The following is a 16,778-nucleotide window of genomic DNA, read 5'->3' on the forward strand; positions in this document are numbered from 1 at the left end:
GGTATAGCCGATCGACGCCCCCGCTGGCTTGAACCGATGCGACATGGCAGGTTCGCGAGGTGCATTACGCCGAAACGCCTCCGCCGCCCGAACTCGACGGTCTTGTCGAAGCCGTGTGGACACTCGACATCGGCGCCGACGGCTGGGTCGATCATCAGGCGGTGCCCGATGGCTGTATCGAACTGATCCGCCGCCACTCCGGCCGTTCGTTCTGGCGGACCGATCAGCCGCCATTGTTCGTCACCGGCCTCGCGCTCCGGCCTGCGGTCCTGCGGTTCAGCGGCGACGCGCGCTTCACGGGCATCCGCCTCTGGCCCTGGGCTTGGCACGCGCTCGACGGTGCCCCCTGCAACGACTTCGCGGACGGCTGGCGGGAGATCGCGGAGAGCGACCCGCTGGCGGCGCTGATTGCTGGAGACCCCGATCCGACGCCGCGGCTCATCGCGGCCTTTCGCGGCCGACGCCCGCCTCCTCTCGCCGCGATCCGACAATCGGCGGGCGTGGATGATCTCGCCCGGATCACCGGGCTCTCCACACGCCAGCTTCAACGCATCTGCGCGCGAGAAACCGGCATGGCACCACGCAGCTATCTGCGTCTGCTGCGCTTCCGCACCGCGGTCAGCGGCATCCAGGCTCCCGACGCGGCGCTCGCCGATACCGCCGCGGTCTCCGGCTATGCCGACCAGGCGCATATGACCCGCGAGTTCCAGTCGCTCGGTGGATTACCGCCCGGCCAGGCCAGAATGCGCGCTCGCGGCCCGTTCGTCTGAACGAAACCGCGGCCGATGGTTAGGAACTTGTAAAAGCTTGCGAGCTATCCCCTCCACGTTGGAGCCAGTGGGGATTTGAGCGTGAGCGCATTCGGACGTCGCAGCGGACCAGGGGCAACACCCGCCCGGCCGGCTTTCGGCGTCGCGCGGCCGATGCAGGGCGGCGGAGCGGCACCGCGCCCGCAGGAGCCGCTCGGCGGCGACCAGTTCCCGGCGATCCAGGACGTCCCGCTCCCCGGCGCAAACCAGCGCGACTCGGGGATCACCGATACGACGCCTCAATCCACAACCGACGCGATGCAGCGCCTGGCCGATCGTCAGGCGGCGTCGGGCGAAGCCGGCAGCTCGCGAGTCGAGGGCTTCGAAGCCTCGATCCACCGCATCAAGGAACAGGTGCTTCCGCGCCTGCTCGAGCGCGTCGATCCCGAGGCGGCGGCGACGCTCAACAAGGACGAACTTGCCGAGGAGTTCCGCCCGATCATCGGCGAAGTGCTCGCCGAGCTCAAGCTCACCCTCAACCGCCGCGAGCAGTTCGCGCTGGAAAAGGTGCTGGTCGACGAACTGCTCGGCCTCGGCCCGCTCGAAGAGCTGCTCGCCGACAGCGCGATCAGCGACATCATGGTCAACGGCCCCGAGCAGACCTTCGTCGAGCGCAAGGGCAAGCTCGAGCTCGCCAACATCAATTTCCGCGACGAGGAACATCTGTTCCAGATCGCGCAGCGCATCTGCAACTCGGTCGGCCGCCGCGTCGACCAGACCACCCCGCTCGCCGACGCCCGCCTGAAGGACGGCTCCCGCGTCAACGTGATCGTGCCGCCGCTCAGCCTCAAGGGCACGGCAATCTCGATCCGTAAATTCTCGGACAAGCCGATCACGCTCGACATGATGGCCGGCTTCGGATCGATGTCGACCAAGATGGCGACCGCGCTCAAGATCGCGGGCGCATGCCGCTTCAACATCGTCATCTCGGGCGGTACCGGCTCGGGCAAGACGACGATGCTCAACGCCCTGTCAAAGATGATCGACCCGGGCGAGCGCGTGCTGACGATCGAGGACGCCGCCGAGCTTCGGCTCCAACAGCCGCACTGGCTCCCGCTCGAAACCCGCCCTCCCAATCTCGAAGGTCAGGGCGAAATCACCATTCGCGACCTCGTCAAGAACGCCCTGCGTATGCGTCCCGACCGCATCATCCTCGGCGAAATTCGCGGAAGCGAGTGTTTCGACCTCCTGTCCGCGATGAACACCGGCCATGACGGCTCGATGTGTACGCTCCACTCCAACAGCCCGCGCGAGTGCCTGGGCCGTATGGAGAACATGGTGATGATGGGCGACATCAAAATCCCGAAGGAGGCGATCAGCCGCCAGATCGCGGATTCGGTCGATCTCATCGTCCAGGTGAAGCGCCTGCGCGACGGTAGCCGCCGCGTGACCAACATCACCGAGGTGATCGGGATGGAAGGCCCGGTGATCGTGACCCAGGAGCTGTTCAAGTTCGAGTATCTGGACGAGAGCGCCGACGGCAAGATCATCGGCGAGTATCGTTCGATGGGCCTGCGTCCCTATACGCTCGAAAAGGCGCGCTCGTTCGGCTTCGATCACGCGTTGCTTGAGGCGTGTCTCTGACACGTGTCGCCGAGCGTTTGCAAACGGGACATTAACCACGCCCGCAACTGCTGGCACCCGATCCGTGGCGGAATATCATTCCGTGGATGGATGTCCGTGCAGCCATGACCTTCACGCTAGCCCTGCTTGCGTTGCTTGCGCCGGCGTCGAACGTACGGGCCGCCCCGCCCGTGTCGCATCTCACCACCGATACCGAGGCGCGCTGGGTGCCGTTCGAGCTGACAGCGGGCAACCAGATCCGCTTCCGCACCCTGCTCAATGGCCGCTGGGTCGATGCCATCCTCGATACCGGGGTCAGCGACACCGCGGTCTCGGCACGCTTTGCCCGTACGGCGAGCATGAAGCCGCTGGTCGCCGGACATGCCGATGCGATCGGGGGCAGCGTGGCGCTGAGCTGGGGTGCAATCGAGCGGATCGAGGTCGGCGGCCTCGTCCGGACCGGCGGCCGTATCGCGATCATCGACACTGATCCCCGCGTGACGGGCCCTGCCCCGGTCGATCTCTTCATCGGCGCCGATCTGCTCGCCGCGCACGCGCTTGAGATCGATTACGATACGCAGCGCTTCCGCCTGCTGCCCTCCGGCCGGATGCCGTTTCGAGGAACCACGGCGCCGCTGCGCCTGGCCGGCGCCGCCGGTCTCTATCTCAGCGAGATCGATCTCGGCGGACGCCGGCACCGTCCCATGATCGTCGATACCGGCGACGGGAGCATGGTGACGCTCACCCGCACGGCATGGCGTGGAATCGAGCACGCCGGCGGTCGCGTCACCACAGCGATCGCATGGGGGCTCGGCGGGCAGATCGAGAGCGAGGTCACGATCGTTTCCGCGCTGCGCATCGCGGCGCTTCCTGCAAGCGAGGTCGAACTGCGGATCGAGCCCGACTCGGGATTTTCGGCACGCAAGGGCGCGGCAGGCAGGCTGGGCGGCGGCTTGCTGCGGCGGCACCGGGTCCTGCTCGATCCCGGCGCAGGCCGCATGGTCCTCGCCCCCGCCGCACGAAACGACTGGCCGGTCACCCGTTCGACCAGCGGCCTGATGCTCGGCCAGCGTGGCGACCGGCTTCGAGTCCTTCATGTCATGCGCGGAAGCCCCGCCGCCGCCGATTGGCAGGCCGGAATGGAAATCTGTGCGATCGACGGCACACCGATCCCAGCTGCCTACGCGACCAGCCCGCTCGCAAGCTGGTCCACCGGCACGCCCGGTCGGACCGTGCGGCTGCAACGATGCGACGGAACCGAACGCAGCCTTACCCTCGCGCGCTTCTACTAGCCCTTGATGGCCAGCGCAGCGGTCACCACCGCACCCAGCACCGCCAGGATCTGAATCAGCGTCCACGGCATCCAGCCGACCCGATCGAGATCGCTCCGCTTGGAGCGCCGCCAGTCCGCGAGACCGCTCCCCGCAGCCAATGCGGCAAACGCTCCCGCAACAATCCATAACGGCGCCAATAACGACCCTTGCATCGCTGCCCGCTCCACTGCACCAAGCGATCCATATCAGAGAGGAGCCTCCAATGCGCAACGCCCTGAGTTTCGCCGCCATCACTGCCACCGCCCTTGTCAGCGCTGCCGCGATCGGCGCGCCGCAGATGGGAAGCGTCAGCAAGGAATTGAAGGCGGCGGTCGCCGCGCCCACGCGTACCCCGGCCAACACCGTGCGCGACAAATACCGGCACCCGGCTGAAACGCTCGCCTTTTTCGGCGTGAAGCCGACCGATACGGTCGTCGAGCTGTGGCCCGGCGGCGGCTGGTACACCGAGATCCTCGCGCCCTATGTCCTCAATGGCGGCGGCGTCTATTACGCCGCTTCTCTCGAGAAGCTCTCGGGCGGCACCAAGCGGATGATGACCGCGAAGCCGGAGCTCTACGGCAAGATCAGGACCGCGCATTTTCCGGTGTTCGACGCCGCCGACGTCAAGGTGCCCGACAACAGCGTCGATGTCGTGCTCACCTTCCGCAACGTCCATAACTGGCGCATGGGCTATCAGCGCGACGACAAGCAGGACTATGCCGCCGCGGCATTCAAGCAGATCTTCGCGATGCTCAAGCCCGGCGGCACGCTCGGCATCGTCGATCATCGCCTGCCCGAGGGCGCGGACGCCGAGCGCGAACGCACCAGCGGCTATATCAAGACCTCGACGATCAAGACGCTCGCCGCAGCGGCCGGCTTCCGCCTCGCGGGCGAATCGCAGGTCAACGCCAACCCCAAGGACACGGCCGACTGGGAAAAGGGCGTCTGGACGCTCCCGCCCAGCTACGCGCTCAAGGATATCGACCGCGCCAAGTATGAGGCGATCGGCGAGAGTGACCGGATGACGCTGAAGTTCGTCAAGCCCGGCAAGTGACCGGCCCGGCGGGCCGGCACCTGCCGGTCCGCCTCAGGCCCGCCCGCTTCATTGGCCCTTGTGTACCACCCCGGCGCGCATCACGAAGCCGACTGATTTCAGCACCTTCACGTCGCTCAGCGGATCGCCGCTCACAGCGATGATGTCGGCGCTCTTGCCCGGCTCGATGCTGCCGACTTCCTTGGCCAGGCCGAGCAGATCGGCAGCATTGACCGTCGCGGCCTGGATCGCCTGCATCGGCGTCATGCCGTGCTTGACCAGCAGTTCGAACTCGTCGGCGTTGCGGCCATGCTTCGATACGCCGGCATCGGTGCCGAACGCGACCTTCACCCCCGCCGGTACTGCCTTTTCCAGCGCCTTGCCGGTGATGCCGATGCGCCAGTCAATCTTGGCGCGCACCTCCGGCGGATAGGCATTGGGGTCCTTCGCGATCCGCTCAAGATAGCCGTTCACGGTCGACAGCGTCGGCACGTAATATGCGCCGGTCTTCTTGAACAGCGCGATGCTTTCATCGTCGATCAGGGTGCCGTGCTCGATCGAATCCACCCCGGCGCGCAGCGCCACCGCGATCCCGTCCGCGCCATGCGCGTGCGCCGCAACCTTGCGACCGTAGAGACGCGCCGTCTCGACGATCGCCCTCGCTTCCTCGTCGAACATCTGTTTGCCGAGACCCGCGCCGATCCGGCTGTTGACCCCGCCAGTGGTAGCGATCTTGATCACGTCGGCGCCGCGGCCGATCTGCAGGCGCGTCGCCTTGCGGCACTCGTCCGCGCCGTCGCACAAATTTGCCGCGCCAACCGCTTCGTGCAGTTCCTCGACGATGCCGAGCCGGTGATCGCCATGTCCCGAGGTGGTGGAGATGCCCATGCCGGCATCAACGATCCGTGGACCGCTCACCCAGCCGCGTGCGATCGCGTCGCGCAGCGCCAGCGTCGCGCCCTCATCGCCCAGGTTCCGCACCGTGGTGAAGCCCGCCATCAGCGTCTTCTGCGCGTTCCACAGCGCTTCATAGGCGCCCATCTGCTTGCTCTCGGTAAACCCGGCCAGCAGTCCTTCCTGCCCGGCGCGGTCGGAACTTAGATGAACATGGCTGTCGATCAGCCCGGGCAGTACTGTCCGGTCCTTGAGATCGATCACCGGCGCTTCGCCCAGCGGCGTGACATGCCCGTCATAGACGCCGACGATTTTGCCGCCCTTCACAGCGATCGTGCTCGCGCCGCGCGGGGCCTGCCCGGGCCGGTCGATCAGCTTGCCGGCGTGGATGTACCGGTCCACTTGTGCGCTTTGCGCATGCGCGGCACCCGCGAGCAGCATCGCCGCAGTGAAAGCAGCCAACGTCTTCATAAGCCTCCCCGTTTCGTTTCCGGGGAGCCTATGAGCCTCAGCCGAGCTTGTCGATCTTGTCTTGAAGCGAGGCGAGCTGCGCCTTCAACGCCGCGATCTCGTCGTCCTTGCTCCTCTCCGGTGCGGGAGCGGTGGCGCCGGGTGCGCCCGGCTTGAACGCTTCGGCCGCAGCCTCGAACATCGCCATGTTGCGCTTGGCGATCTCGGCGAACGGCGAATTGGCGAACGCCCCCTCGACCGCCGACTTGAACTGCGCCTGGTTGCGGCGGAAGCTGTCCATCGACGCCTCAAGGTAGCCCGGCACAACCGCCTGCATCGAATCGCCATAGAGCGCGATCAGCTGGCGCAGGAAGTTCACCGGCAGCAGCGTCTGGCCGCGCGCTTCCTCTTCCATGATGATCTGCGTCAGGACATTGTGGGTGATGTCTTCCTCGGTCTTGGCATCGACGACCTTGAAGTCGCGGCCCTCGCGCGTCATCGCAGCGAGATGATCGAGGGTGATGTAGGACGATGTTTCGGTATTGTAGAGGCGCCGGTTCGCATACTTCTTGATGATGACCGGGCCGTCGGTGTTCGCCGTTTTTTTCATCTTGACCCCCACGGGTGTTTGATATGGTCCTAACACCCTTTGATACTGCACCGCAACACGGGCCGCGCCCATTGCCTCTCTTTCTGGGACTGCTGCGCAGCGAAACCGCAGCATCACCCGAACGCCGCGCCGCCGCGCTCGCCGGGCTCGCCGCCTATCAGGCCGCACGCCGCCCCCGTCCCCGCAGCTCGATGCCCGTGGTGGCGCGCGCCGGACGCGCGGTGCTGCGCGACTATGGCGGAAGCGGCGCGCCCGTGGTGTTCGTCCCCTCGCTGATCAACCCGCCGCTGATCCTCGACATGCCGTATCGCCGCTCGCTGCTGCGCTGGCTGTCCCGCCATGGCGCCCGCCCCCTGCTTATCGACTGGGGAACCCCATCGCCGCAGGATCGCGCGCAGGATGTGGCGCAGCATGTCGAAGCGATGTTGATTCCGCTGCTCCGCAGCATCGGCGAACCCGCCGCGCTCGTCGGTTATTGCCTGGGCGGGACGATGGCGATGGCGGCTGCCGCCGTGGCGCCGGTCCGCGGACTGGCGCTGATCGCCGCGCCCTGGCGATTTTCCGGCTTCGGCGCAGAAGCGATCGCGCGAATCGAGACGCTGTGGGACGGTGCGCGTGAAACCTGCGATCGGCTCGGCCTCGTCCCGATGGAAGTTCTTCAGACGGGTTTCTGGCAGCTCGACCCCGCGCGCACCATCATCAAGTACGAACGCTTCGGCCGTCTCGATCCCGATAGCGCCGCAGCGAAATCCTTCGTCGCGATGGAAGACTGGGCGAATGCCGGCGCGCCGCTCACCTTCGCCGCCGGCCGACAGATCTTCGACGACCTGTTCACCGCAGACCTGCCTGGAAGCGGCCGCTGGCGCGTTGCGGGCGCGACGGCCGCGCCGGCGTCCCTGCCCTGCCCCACCGTCGAGTTCGTGTCGCTTACCGACCGTATCGTCCCTCACACCAGCGCTGCAGGCTTCACCGACCGGCGCGAACTGCGGCTGGGCCATGTCGGGATGATGGTCGGCTCTTCGGCGAAGGATGCGCTGTGGCGCCCATTGGCGGAGTGGCTCGCGGCGCTTAGATAGCCTCCAAACCCATCAGGAGTCGCACGCAATGACCGAAGTCGTGATCACCGCCGCCAAGCGCACCCCCGTCGGCAGCTTCCTCGGCGCTTTCGCCAGCACGCCGGCGCACGAACTGGGCCGCATCGCCATCGAGGCTGCTCTGGAGCAGGCCGAGGTCAAGGGCGAGGAAGTCTCGGAAGTGATCCTCGGTCAGGTGCTCACCGCCGCGCAGGGCCAGAACCCGGCGCGCCAGGCGTCGATGGCCGCGGGCGTGCCCAAGGAAGTTCCGGCCTGGGGCCTCAACCAGGTGTGCGGATCGGGCCTGCGCGCGGTCGCGCTCGCGGCACAGGCGGTTCAGACCGGCGACGCCACCATCGTCGTCGCGGGCGGGCAGGAATCGATGTCGCTCGCCGCCCATGCCCAATCGCTGCGCGCCGGCGCCAAGATGGGTGACGTCGGCCTGATCGATACGATGATCAAGGATGGCCTGACCGATGTGTTCAACGGCTATCACATGGGCATCACCGCCGAGAATCTCGCCGAACAATATCAGGTGACCCGCGGCGAGCAGGACGAGTTCGCCGTCCGCTCGCAGAACCTCGCCGAGGCCGCCCGCAGCGAAGGCCGTTTCAAGGACGAGATCGCTCCGGTCACGATCAAGGGCCGCAAGGGCGACACCGTCGTCGACCAGGATGAATACATCCGCGCCGGCGCGACGCTCGATAGCGTCGCAGGCCTGCGGCCCGCCTTCAAGAAGGACGGTACCGTTACCGCGGGCAACGCCTCGGGCCTCAACGATGGCGCCGCGGCGCTGGTGGTGATGAGCCGCGAGGAGGCCGACAAGCGCGGCGCCACGGTTCTCGCCACGATCAAGAGCTGGGCGACCGCGGGGGTCGATCCCTCGATCATGGGCATCGGTCCGGTCCCGGCATCGAAAAAGGCGCTGGAAAAGGCAGGCTGGACCGTCGCCGATCTCGACCTGATCGAGGCGAATGAGGCATTCGCCGCACAGGCGCTGTCGGTGGGCAAGGAACTGGGCTTCGACCCGAACAAGGTCAACGTCAATGGCGGCGCGATCGCGATCGGCCATCCGATCGGCGCGAGCGGCGCGCGCGTGCTGACCACGCTGCTCTATGAGATGCAGCGCCGCGACGCGAAGAAGGGACTCGCGACTCTGTGCATCGGCGGCGGCATGGGAATCGCCATGTGCGTGGAGCGGTGATGCCCTTCCTCGCCGTGTAGCAAATGGAAAGCTGCACCGTCATATCGTAATCGAAAATGTCACCCGTTTTCGCGCAGTGCGCTGAAATGTGACTTTGTTGCAACAACGGACTCGCGAAGTGGCGGAACCCGGCCTGTTTAGCTTGCCACAGGGTGAACAGGAGGTTTCAATAGTGACATTCCGGTAACTAGGGCCGGGCGATTCATAGGGGCAGTAAATGAAACTCAGCCGCTTTTTGACGGCGACAGCGCTCGCCAGCGCTGTTTTCGCGTTTCCGCATGCGGCGGTAGCGCAGGACATTCCGGCGACCACGGGAGCCGACGAAACCGCTTCCGCCGAGGCTGAGACCGACTCCGACGTCATCGTCACCGGCTCGCGTATCCGTCGCCCAAACGACGTATCGCCGCTTCCGGTAACCACCGTCAGCAACGAAGAGATCTTCCAGTCGGGCCGTATCTCGGTCGGCGACGTGCTGAACGATCTGCCTCAGCTGCGCAGCTCGTTGGGTTCGCAGAATTCGACCTCGGGCCTCGGTACGCGCGGCGTCAACTTCCTCGACCTGCGTGGCCTCGGCCGTGCGCGAACGCTGGTGCTGGTCAACGGCCGCCGCCAGGTGTCGGCTGACATCATCAACAACGGCAACGCCGTCGACATCAACACGATGCCGACCGACCTGATCGAACGTATCGACATCGTGACCGGCGGTAACTCGTCGATCTACGGTTCGGACGCGATCGCGGGCGTCGTGAACTTCATCCTGAAGGACAATTACGAAGGCCTCGAGCTGCACGGCCAGACCGGCATCAGCGATTATGGCGACGCGGGCAACCAGTATGTCTCGCTCGTCGCGGGCAAGAACTTCGCTGACGGGCGCGGCAACATCTCGATCAACGCCGAGTTCGCGCACCAGAGCGACTATTACGCTTCCGGCCGCCGGAACCTGCGCCAGAACGACACGTTCATCGTCGTCGACACCGACTCCGGCGCCAGCTTCGACGACGTCAAGGACCGCGTCTACTATCAGGACGTCCGCAGCGCGACCATCTCGCTCGGCGGCCAGCTCGGCTTCCGCTACAACAACACGCCAGGCGCGCCTTGCGGCGTCGATGCCGTCGGCTCGGCCTTCACCTGCGCGTTCCTGTTCCAGCCGAACGGCAGCCTGACCAACCAGACCGGCCTCCGCGTCGGCCTGGGTCCGAACGGCAACTTCGTCGGCGGCAACGGCACCAGCAGCCGTGAAGGCCAGCTGGTGGCGCTCTCGCCGGACGTGAAACGCTATGTCGTCAACGTGCTCGGCCACTTCGAAGTTACCCCGAGCTTCGTCCCGTTCATCGAAGCCAAGTATGCCCGCACCGAAGCATTCGGTTCGCAGAGCGGCCCGTTCTTCTCGCAGGGTCAGACCCTTGCGGACGGCATCCTGGTCGCTGGCCTCAACGATCGCTCCTATGCCTCGGGCACCGGCGGCGCCTCGGGCGGCGTGGTCAATCGCGAAGCGATCCGCCTCGACAACCCGTATCTGTCGGCTGCGGCACGCTCCACGATCACCGCGCAGTTGAACGCGGCGATCAACTCCGGCGTCAACCCGAACACCGGCACCCTGTACGTTCCCGCTCGGACCGCGTCGCAGACCGACGCGCAGTATGCGGCGGTCGTTGCAGCAGGTCAGGCCAACCAGGCGCGTTCGCTCGCTCAGGTCGCGGCCGGTACCTACCGCTTCTCGCTGCGTCGCAACTATCTCGACCTGGGTGCTCGCGATGAGCGCATCACGCGCGAGACCTTCCGTGCAGTTCTCGGTGTTCGCGGCGATATCGGCAGCGATTTCAACTATGAAATCTCGGCCAACTATGGCGAGCACAAAGAAAACAACGTCATCACCGGCAACATCAATCGGCAGCGCTTCCTGCTGGCGATGGACACGACCACCAACGGCGCAGGGCAGATCGTCTGCCGCTCGCAGCTGGACGCGGCCTATGCCGGTTCGGACCGTGGCGGCAATCCGGCACAGCTGGCCGCAGACGTCGCAGCCTGCGTTCCGCTCAACCCGTTCGGCGAAGGCAACATCAGCGATGCGGCCAAGGCCTATCTGACGATGCCGACCCTCGCGGAAGGCAAGGCGACCCAGTTCGTCGTCAGCGGCTTCCTCTCGGGCAACCTCGGCTCGCTGTTCTCGCTGCCGGGCGGCCCGATCGGCTTCTCGATCGGTGGTGAATATCGCCGTGAGACGCTGTCCTACGACCTCGACGAGAAGACCCAGGCGGGCTACGCGTTCTACAACGCCATTCCGTCGTTCACGTCGCCGGCGTTCGAAGTGAAGGAAGCCTTCGCGGAAATCTCGATCCCGCTGGTCAAGGACGTGTTCCTGCTCAAGGAACTGACCCTGAACGCCTCGGGCCGCGTCGCAGACTATAAGGGCGGCGCTGGCACGGTCTACGCGTACAGCGGCTCGGCCAGCTGGCGTCCGGTCAACGACCTGCTGCTGCGTGGTTCGTACTCGCGCTCGGTTCGCGCGCCGTACCTGGGCGACGTCTACTCGCTGCCGGGCCAGAACTTCACGCCGGCTCCAGCCGATCCGTGCTCGGCTCGCAACATCAACACCGGCTCGGCGACGCGTGCGGCCAACTGTGCGGCCGCTGGCCGTCCGGCGGGTTATGACTTCGTCTACACCTCGTCGCTGGAAATCGTCAGTGGCGGCAACCTCGACCTGAAGGCTGAGAAGTCGAAGTCACTGACCCTGGGTGGTGTGTTCCAGCCGTCGTTCGTGCCGGGTCTCTCGGTGTCGGTCGACTACTACAGCATCACCGTTGACGACGTGATCACCTCGCCGACGGTTCAGTCGGCACTCAACGCCTGCTACGATGCGCCGGATCTGAACAACCAGTTCTGCGCACTGTTCAAGCGTGCCGGTGCTGGTGGCGGCCCGCGTGGCGAGCAGGAGTTCCGCATCTTGGAAGGCAGCTACCAAGACGCTCCGCGTAACTATGCCCGGTTCAAGGCCCGTGGCATCGATACGCAGATCGCGTACAATAAGCGCTTCGACTGGGGTCTGCTGAGCATGAAGGGGGTCTGGACCCACGTCATTCAGCGCGACAACTTCACCGATCCGGCGCGTCCGAACTTCAAGAACGTCCTGACGGGCGAGCTTGGCGATCCTTCGGATCAGTTCAACATCTCGACCGACATCAAGATCGGCAAGGTCACCTTCGGCCACTCGATCCGCTGGATCGACAAGATGTACCTGAACACGTTCGAGGACTATAACGGCGTCAACGGCGAACCCCCGCAGAACCCGGATTATGCGACGCTGGTTCAGTACCCGGTGGTCGCCTATCACGATCTGCGTCTCGGCGTGGAAGTAAACGACAAGTTCGAAGCGAACTTCGGCGTCAATAACGTCACCGACAAGAACCCGCCGTACGGTCTGACCGGTGTCGGCGCCGGCTCGGGCATCTACGACAACCGCGGCCGCTTCTTCTACGTGGGCGCCACCGCCAAGTTCTGATCGCTTCGCGATCGAACGATCTGGGGCCGGAGAGTAATCTCCGGCCCCTTTTTCTTGCGCACCGTTTCAGCTATCCCAGTTGCATGACGTTCAACATAGCCGATGCCCTCAACTACGCCGAAGCGGGCCGGACCGATCAGGCGCTGGCGATGCTGGAAGCCGCTGCGGAGCACGGAAATGTCGATGCATTGATGCAATTGGCCGTGTGGTCGCTGACCGGGCACCTTGTGCCGCAAGATCATCAACGCGCACGCGCGCTGCTCAGACGCGCAGTTTCCATCGGTCATGTCGATGGTGCGATGATGGAAATCGCCCTCACCGCCAACGGCACGGGCAATGAGGCCGACTGGCCGGAGGCACGTCGCTTGCTCGCTGAAGCTGCTGCGAATGACTATGTCGCCGCGGCACATAAAACGCTTCTTGACCGCATGGCGCTGGAACCCGACGGAAGTCCAGCGACGGTTGTCGAATCCCGCTTGCTACATGCCGACCCGCGCGTGGTTTATTTGCCAGACTTCCTCACGCCTGACGAATGCGCGCATATCGCGATGGTAGGCGGCCAACTGCTCGAGCCGGCCCGCGTAATCGACCCTGCGACCGGCCGGTGGGCGCGTCATTCCATACGCACCTCGGACAATGCTGCGATCGGTCCAGCACGTGAGGATCTGGTAGTTCGGGCAATCAATCTCCGCATAGCAGCCGCAAGCGGAACCGATGTTACGCAGGGCGAACCGCTGACCATCCTTCGCTACCAGCCCGGACAGGAGTATCGTCCCCATCTCGATACGATTGCCGGGGCAGCGAACCAGCGAATACGCACCGTCCTCATTTACTTGAATGGCGGGTTCCGAGGCGGCGAGACCAGCTTTCCGCTCCTGAACCTAACTGTGATCCCACGTGGCGGCGACGCGTTGATGTTCGATACGCTGCTTCCCGACGGGGTGCCGAACCCGCGCGCGCAGCACGCAGGCACACCGGTGATAGAGGGTGTCAAGTGGCTAGCAACCCGATGGATCCGGACCGCTCCGATCGACCCTTGGTCGCTGTCCGCGCACTAGCGGCACGCCACGAGCTACCCCAGCCGTGTACGGCTATCGCGCGCTGGTCTTCACGCGCTGATAGGGCACGAAATCGCCCAGCAGCACGAAGCCGCTCCACATCCGTGAGCTGCGGTCGATCAGATCGACCTTGTCGACGTTGCACAGCTGACTGCCATAGAGCTTGGTCAGCAGGATATCGTCGTCGTCCAGTTGATCGGCACCCGAACGCGGGCGGTTCACATAGAGCTTCGATCCGCTGCGATAGACGATCGCCGTACCATCGACGATGGTGCTGTTGTCCATAGCATGCGTCGGCAGGCACTTGACCGGCTTGCCGGCCACACGGCCTTCGAGCATCTTGGCCAGCTCCGCTTCACCCTTGGCATTGACCTTGTCGTCCGCCATTGCGGCGCCAGGCAGCGCAAACAGCGCCAACGCAGCGGCTGCAAACAACTTACGCATCGGGTTTCTCCAATCGATATCTGTATCAGGTTACTTGCTAGCGCTAACTTCTTTACGCGTTCACAGCTTTCGCTGCGCTGAACCGAAGCTTTCGTTGCGATGAACCGATACAGATCAATACCACATGCGATCGTAGCGTGCACCAAGTGCCGTCAGCAGCTCATATTGCGACATGCCTGAAAGCACTGCGGCTTCAGGCAGCGCATAGTCGATCGCGACCCAATCCCCCTCGGCAAGGTCGGGCACGGCGCTGGCATCGATCGCGGTGAGATCCATCGAGACCCGCCCGATTACCGGCATCCGGATGCCGCTCGCGATCGCGCTTCCCTTGTCCGAAAAGCAGCGCAGATAGCCGTCGGCATAGCCAAGGTTGAGGATCGCCACCTCGGTATCGGCGGCGGCGGTCCAGGTCGCGTTATAGCCGACGCTCTGCCCCGCGGCCACGCGCCGCCGCTGCAGCACCTGCACCTCGGGCGTCACCACCTGGCGGATGCGCCCGGCAAAGGCCCGGGCCGGAATCCCGCCGTAGAGCGCGATCCCCGGCCGGGTCAGATCGAACGCATAGCCCTGGCCCAGTCCGATCCCGGCCGAGTTGGCCAGGCTCATCCGCCGCGCGCCCGATTTCCCGGCGAGCGCCGCAAAGCGATCGCGCTGAAGCCGGTTGAGCGGAACATCCTCATCCGCGCTGGCGAGGTGGCTCATCAGCGTTTCGACCTCGAGCCCGTCGAGCAGTCCGGTACTCACATCCTCCGGAGCGATGCCAAGCCGGTTCATGCCGGTATCGACCATCACGTCGCACGCCCTGCCCCCGGCATCGCGCCAGCGCTGCACCTGCTGCACCGTGTTGAGCACCGGCCGGATCGTCGCGGCGCCCACGGCCACGGGGAGATCCTCCTCGCGCAGTCCATGGAGCACCGATACCGATACGCCCAGATCGGCCAGCCCGGCCGCCTCGCCCCAGGTCGCCACGAAGAAATCGCGACACCCCGCCCCGGCGAGTCGCTGCACGACCTCGCGCGCGCCGAGACCATAGCCATTGGCCTTGACCGCTGCACCGCACGCTGCGCCACCGCTCATCGCGGCGAGCGTCCGCCAGTTGGAGACCAGGGCGTCGCCGTCTAGGCGCAGGCGGAGGGGCGAAATGATCATGCCGCCCGGTTAGGCGTCCGCGCTTGCCGTCGCAACGGCCAGCGCGCGTTCGCTCTAGCCTTCCTTGTACAGATCGTCTTCCCTCAGGAAGAACAAAGTCACCAGCAGCGCCATCGCGACGACGATCCATGTGTACCACAGCCCCGAATAGGCATTGCCGCTCTTCGCAACCATATACTGGCTGATCAGCGGCAGGAATCCGCCGAAATAGCCGGTGCCGATATGATAGGGGATCGACATCGAGCTGTAGCGGATGCGCGGCGGGAACAATTCGGTCAGCAACGCCGCGACCGGGCCATAGGTCGCCCCGGACAGCGCCGCGAGCGCAACGATGGCGATCAGGATCAGCACGATATTGCCCGTGCTCGGCACCACCCGGTCGAGATTGTAGCCGGCCTCCGTCAGCGCCTTGTCGATATCCGCGGTCTCGGTCGAGATCACCGGCACACCGTTCACCGACACCGCGGCCGATGGGGTCACTTCCTTGGTATAGGGCACGCCCTTCTTCGACAGATAGTCGAGCAATTGCCCGCAAGTATCGGCCTGCTTGCCCGCAAAGGGATCATAGGCGCACTGCGGGCCGGAGACGATCACTGGCGCGTTGCGCGCCGCGTCCGACAGCGCCGGGTTGGCGGCATGTCCCATCGCCCAGAAGATCGGGAACAGCAGCAGCAGCGTGAAGCCATAGCCGATGACGATCGGCTTCTTGCGCCCGATCCGGTCGGAAAGCTTGCCGAACAGGATGAACCAGAACAGCCCGGCCGCAGCACCTCCGGCCGCGAGCAACTGTGCCGCCACCGGTTCGACCCGCATCGTCCCCTGCAGGAACGACAGGACCGAGAAGGTCGCAGTGTACCAGATCACTGTCAGGCCCGCAGCAATGCCGAACAGCGCGACGAACAGCCGCCTCAGGTTCCCGGGATAGGTGAAGCTCTCCTTGAGCGGATTGCGCGCGACCTCGCCCGCTTCCTTCATCGCCTTGAACACCGGGCTCTCGCTGAGCTTCACGCGCATCCACAACGAGATGGCGAGCAGCGCGATTGAGAAGATGAAGGGCAGGCGCCAGCCCCAGTCGTCGAAGCTTGCCTGCGGCATGGTGAAGCGGGTGATCAGCACCACAGCAAGGCTGAGGATGAAGCCCGCCGACACGCTCGCCTGGATGAAGCTGGTATGATAGCCGGCTTGCCCCGTGGGCGAATGCTCGGAGACATAGATCGCCGCGCCGCCATATTCGCCGCCCAGCGCCAGCCCCTGAAGGATGCGCAGCCCGATGACGATCGCGGGCGCCGCAGCCCCGATCGAGGCGTAGGAGGGTACGAAGCCGACCCCGGCGGTGGCGACGCCCATCAGCGTGATGGTGACGAGGAAGGTATATTTGCGCCCGAGCTTGTCACCCAGATAGCCGAACAGCACCGCCCCCAAGGGCCGGAAACCGAACCCTACGGCAAACCCGGCCCAGGCGTACAGCGTCTCGAGCACCGGATTGCCGGTGGCGAAGAAGGTTCGGCCGATGACTCCCGACGCGGCGAGCGTGCCGTAGATGAAGAAATCATACCATTCGAACACCGTGCCGAGCGACGAAGCGGTCACGACCTGCCGCATCTCGCTCTTGCTCGGCTCATGCTCCGGCCGGATATCCTCCACCGTCGTCGCCATTCATTATCCCCCAACCCCGTTTC

Annotated in this window: 14 protein-coding genes; 8 read left to right on the top strand and 6 right to left on the bottom strand. The window is 65.2% G+C overall.

The features are described 5' to 3' along the window. Positions 1-59 precede the first annotated feature (59 nt). The 3 genes from BDW16_RS04805 to BDW16_RS04815 all read left to right on the top strand — a co-directional run bounded on the left by BDW16_RS04805 (position 60) and on the right by BDW16_RS04815 (position 3,664). Positions 60-770 (top strand): helix-turn-helix domain-containing protein, encoded by a 711-nt coding sequence (locus BDW16_RS04805; RefSeq protein ID WP_066577558.1) that lies wholly within the window; start codon positions 60-62, stop codon positions 768-770. Positions 771-851: 81 nt separating this feature from the next. Further along, on the top strand, positions 852-2,393 hold the full coding sequence (locus tag BDW16_RS04810) for a TadA family conjugal transfer-associated ATPase (RefSeq protein WP_174532052.1): 1,542 nt from the start codon (positions 852-854) through the stop codon (positions 2,391-2,393). Between the two features lie 170 nt (positions 2,394-2,563). Next, positions 2,564-3,664 carry an aspartyl protease family protein gene (locus BDW16_RS04815; protein WP_241230575.1) on the top strand — a complete coding sequence of 367 codons (1,101 nt, stop codon included), beginning with the start codon at positions 2,564-2,566 and terminating at the stop codon, positions 3,662-3,664. Here the strand turns inward: BDW16_RS04815 and BDW16_RS04820 are convergent. Further along, positions 3,661-3,804 carry a hypothetical protein gene (locus tag BDW16_RS04820; RefSeq protein WP_237241314.1) on the bottom strand — a complete coding sequence of 48 codons (144 nt, stop codon included), beginning with the start codon at positions 3,802-3,804 and terminating at the stop codon, positions 3,661-3,663. The two genes, BDW16_RS04815 and BDW16_RS04820, sit on opposite strands and share 4 nt — an antisense overlap. Positions 3,805-3,908: 104 nt before the next feature. Here BDW16_RS04820 and BDW16_RS04825 point away from each other — a divergent pair, with 104 nt between their 5' ends. Then, the gene (locus BDW16_RS04825) at positions 3,909-4,739 is read left to right on the top strand and encodes a class I SAM-dependent methyltransferase (protein ID WP_066577551.1); all 831 of its coding nucleotides are present in this window, start codon (positions 3,909-3,911) and stop codon (positions 4,737-4,739) included. Between the two features lie 48 nt (positions 4,740-4,787). Here the strand turns inward: BDW16_RS04825 and BDW16_RS04830 are convergent, their stop codons facing one another. Together BDW16_RS04830 and phaR are read right to left on the bottom strand one after the other, a co-directional pair. Further along, positions 4,788-6,083: a metal-dependent hydrolase family protein gene (locus tag BDW16_RS04830; RefSeq protein ID WP_066577549.1), complete on the bottom strand. Its 1,296-nt coding sequence runs from the start codon at positions 6,081-6,083 to the stop codon at positions 4,788-4,790. A gap of 37 nt (positions 6,084-6,120) precedes the next feature. Then, positions 6,121-6,672, bottom strand: a complete 552-nt coding sequence (gene phaR, locus BDW16_RS04835; RefSeq protein WP_066577876.1) for a polyhydroxyalkanoate synthesis repressor PhaR — start codon at positions 6,670-6,672, stop codon at positions 6,121-6,123. 71 nt (positions 6,673-6,743) lie between these two features. Between phaR and BDW16_RS04840 the strand changes: the two genes are divergently transcribed. From BDW16_RS04840 to BDW16_RS04855, 4 genes are all read left to right on the top strand, one after another. After that, positions 6,744-7,748, top strand: a complete 1,005-nt coding sequence (locus BDW16_RS04840) for an alpha/beta fold hydrolase (protein ID WP_100362707.1) — start codon at positions 6,744-6,746, stop codon at positions 7,746-7,748. A gap of 28 nt (positions 7,749-7,776) precedes the next feature. Beyond that, positions 7,777-8,949 carry an acetyl-CoA C-acetyltransferase gene (locus tag BDW16_RS04845; RefSeq protein WP_066577543.1) on the top strand — a complete coding sequence of 391 codons (1,173 nt, stop codon included), beginning with the start codon at positions 7,777-7,779 and terminating at the stop codon, positions 8,947-8,949. 217 nt (positions 8,950-9,166) lie between these two features. After that, positions 9,167-12,448, top strand: coding sequence for a TonB-dependent receptor domain-containing protein (locus BDW16_RS04850; RefSeq protein WP_083954281.1), 3,282 nt, complete (start codon positions 9,167-9,169; stop codon positions 12,446-12,448). A gap of 83 nt (positions 12,449-12,531) precedes the next feature. Beyond that, positions 12,532-13,506, top strand: coding sequence for a 2OG-Fe(II) oxygenase (locus tag BDW16_RS04855; protein ID WP_066577540.1), 975 nt, complete (start codon positions 12,532-12,534; stop codon positions 13,504-13,506). Positions 13,507-13,539: 33 nt separating this feature from the next. Here BDW16_RS04855 and BDW16_RS04860 read toward each other — a convergent pair whose 3' ends face one another. The 3 genes from BDW16_RS04860 to BDW16_RS04870 form a co-directional block, all read right to left on the bottom strand. Then, positions 13,540-13,950, bottom strand: a complete 411-nt coding sequence (locus BDW16_RS04860; RefSeq protein WP_066577537.1) for a hypothetical protein — start codon at positions 13,948-13,950, stop codon at positions 13,540-13,542. A gap of 114 nt (positions 13,951-14,064) precedes the next feature. Next, positions 14,065-15,099 (bottom strand): alanine racemase, encoded by a 1,035-nt coding sequence (alr, locus tag BDW16_RS04865; protein ID WP_066577534.1) that lies wholly within the window; start codon positions 15,097-15,099, stop codon positions 14,065-14,067. Between the two features lie 54 nt (positions 15,100-15,153). Continuing rightward, complete coding sequence (locus tag BDW16_RS04870) at positions 15,154-16,755, bottom strand: MFS transporter (RefSeq protein ID WP_066577527.1); 1,602 nt, start codon at positions 16,753-16,755, stop codon at positions 15,154-15,156. Positions 16,756-16,778: the final 23 nt, after the last annotated feature.

This window comes from Sphingomonas koreensis, assembly GCF_002797435.1.
GTDB lineage: Bacteria > Pseudomonadota > Alphaproteobacteria > Sphingomonadales > Sphingomonadaceae > Sphingomonas > Sphingomonas koreensis.